The sequence below is a fragment of the Jannaschia formosa genome, from assembly GCF_003340555.1.
GTDB classification, from domain to species: Bacteria; Pseudomonadota; Alphaproteobacteria; order Rhodobacterales; family Rhodobacteraceae; genus Jannaschia; species Jannaschia formosa.
On record NZ_QPLJ01000081.1, the window covers coordinates 1 to 1,694 of the forward strand.

Genomic DNA, 1,694 nt, shown 5'->3' on the forward strand with positions numbered 1-1,694 from the left:
TCAAGCGCTCGCGACCGAAAACACTTGGTCAGCGGGCCGATTCAGGCGACGGTGCCATCACGCAGGAGACCACTTGAAGATTGTCCATGAGGAGGAGCCTCCATGACTGATCTTGTAAACGGCCTCGGTGGCCCGGTGGGCTTCGGCGAGATACGGGGGAATGGCAGCTTCGATGCAGTCGGTCCGATCAACCTTTCTCGAGCCCCCGGGGGCGGCATCTTCTTCGGCGGCGAGTACTGGCAGACGCTCTGGGTTGACCCAGCCGGCACCGTAACATTCGACGGCCCGTTGATCAGCGACAGCGAGGACGTTCCGGAGGGTCTCCTCGGCATCTATCCCTTCTTTGCCTTCAGCGACGTGGACCAGGGGTCCGGTACGGTCAGCCCCGGCGGCACGTCGCGCGGGACGAACGCCGTATGGGTCGATAAGGATCCTCGCGGCGTGCTGACGGTGACCTGGGACGACATCCTCTCCGACGACGATTTCGCGGATGGCGCAGTCAACGCGTTCCAGCTGCGCCTGATAGACGGCTCGAACGATCCGGGCGGTTCTGCCGGCGAGGCGCGGGTCGAGTTGAGATATGAAGAGATCGGTTGGTATAGCGACGACGATCCGATGTCCTTCTCCGCACCTCCGGAGATCGGATTCCGCACCGTGAGCGATCCGGCCGACACTGACGCTTTCTACCGCTTCATCCCGGTAGCCGAGGACGAGGAGACGGCCTTGGCCCTCCCCAATCGGGGCGTCCTCGAATTTCGCCTGACCAGCGCTGGCATCGAGGGAATCGAGGAGCCCGAGGAACCCGGCGAGCAACCTCCCGATCCCCCCGATTTCACCGACCCGCGCCCCGCACTCCTCGACGGCCCCGCAGCCGGGGCCTCGACGCGCCCCACAGAGGGCGACGACTTCATTCTCGAGCTCGACGCCGCCGTTCCCGACGAGTTCGGCTTTCTCGTCTTCGACGCGCTCGGCGGGAACGACACGGTCCTCGGCGACGACGGGGTGAGCGTGCGCGGAGGGGATGGGAACGACATCCTGATTGGGGAGCTGGGCGAGGGCGATCCTCTTGCCGTGAGCGGTCTTTGGGGTGGTTTCGGCAACGACACGCTGTACTCCGGCGACGTCGAGACGGCGATGCTGGGCGGACCGGGGGATGACGTCTACCACCTTCTGCCAGCGCCGCTCGCCCTCAACGGCCATTTCGTGTCCGACAACGGCAGGATCACACCCGACGCCCCCCTGCTGCCGGATGGCGGTTTCGATACGGCTTTCTTCTACGGACCGCAGAAATACGTGAGCATTGATGGCGTCGAGCGCCTGATCGCGGTTCCTGGAACGGGCGACGTACGGCTCGAAGCGAGCAACAACGCCGACGAGCATCTCGTCGGCAACGAGGGGCGCAACATCTTGCTGGGCTACGGGGGCAATGACGTCATGACCGGGGGTGCGGGTCGGGACGTGTTCTGCATCGCAGCAGCCTTCTCCGTGGAGATCTTGCCGTTCCGGGTCGAGATAACCGATTTCGGGAAGGAGGACATGCTCCTTTTCGACGACGCGCTCGTGGATGCGCCCGGCAGCGGCGACGGCACCATCGACATCCGGCGGATCCCCGCGGCCACGGTCGAAGCGCTGCTCGCATCCGGGGAGGCGGGCTACGACCGGGCCAGGGGCGTCATCAGCCTGGACCGCGACGG

The 1,694-nt window shown here is 65.4% G+C and carries 1 protein-coding gene; it reads left to right on the forward strand.

The genetic code is table 11. The annotated features are described in order from the left end of the window. Window positions 1-102 precede the first annotated feature (102 nt). Window positions 103-1,694, forward strand: a 1,592-nt coding sequence (locus DR046_RS22855) for a calcium-binding protein (RefSeq protein ID WP_115384627.1), incomplete at its 3' end; no start/stop codon positions are given.